This is a genomic window from Flavobacterium sp. (assembly GCF_003525665.1).
Lineage (GTDB): Bacteria > Bacteroidota > Bacteroidia > Flavobacteriales > Flavobacteriaceae > Flavobacterium.
Map to the genome: position 1 here is coordinate 1 of NZ_DQDX01000035.1, position 981 is coordinate 981.

Consider the following 981-nt stretch of genomic DNA (forward strand, 5'->3'; position numbering starts at 1 on the left):
ATTTAGTAATTATTAATATTTTTCAAGATACCAAAATGCCTAATTTTTTATTTGAAGATTTCTTCATTAATCGAATAAATTTTCTATTAAATCCAGAAGGTTTTATTTTATTTAACACAATGGTTATCAGCGAAAAAGACCGAATTAGAAATTTAGATTACAGAAAGAAATTCAACGGGAATTATTCTATTAGAATGTATCCAAAAGTTGAAATTCACAATGAACTTTTTACAATAAAAAAACTTTCAAACTAATGTCAATTCTAAAGAAACTTCTCGTTGGAAAAGTATCGAATAGTTATAAACCCAAATTTAATCCTATTCAAAAAAGAATACTCAACATTAAATCTATTTGGAACAATGACCATCAAGATGATAACGGAATTGAAAAGATAGTTCGACTATTATTGTCGTCTTCACAATTATTATTTCCTGGGATTTACATCAAATATTTGGCTTCGAAAATCGGACCCGAATACCAAGATTTAATCATGGATATTTACATTTTGCTAAAAGTAGCCTTTCCATTTATCATCTTAATTAATGAATTGCAATCGTCAGTTTTTCTGATTTACCTGATGACTTACCTATTGATTGAAACATTGATGTACATTCCTACACTAATATTTGCCTCAGATTTATTTACAAGACCTCGTTCCTACAAAAGATCGATGTTATTATTATTCTTTAATTATATCGAAATTGTAGTGTCATTTGGCGTGCTTTACACTATTGGAAACAATATGAATAAACCTTTCGAACATTGGTTTGATCCAGTGTATTTCAGTATAATTAGCTCAAATTCAATTGGTTTTGGAGACTATTATCCAATTACAACTTACGGAAAAATGTTGGCGAGTATTCAAGCACTTTTCTTTCTCTCTTTTGTGATTTTATTTTTGAATTTTTTCTCAACTAAAGTAAAAAACAAAGGGTATTTTGACAATGATGAAATTACGTAGAAATTCCAATATTTTAAATT

General features: G+C 27.5%; 1 protein-coding gene and 1 pseudogene. Both read left to right on the forward strand.

Annotated elements, in window-relative coordinates; genetic code table 11:
- A pseudogene (locus tag DIU01_RS02320) lies at positions 1 to 254 on the forward strand (spermidine synthase); the annotation flags it as partial.
- Positions 254 to 961 carry a potassium channel family protein gene (locus tag DIU01_RS02325; protein ID WP_290831650.1) on the forward strand — a complete coding sequence of 236 codons (708 nt, stop codon included), beginning with the start codon at positions 254 to 256 and terminating at the stop codon, positions 959 to 961. The pseudogene DIU01_RS02320 and the gene DIU01_RS02325, both read left to right, overlap by 1 nt.
- Positions 962 to 981 lie beyond the last annotated feature (20 nt).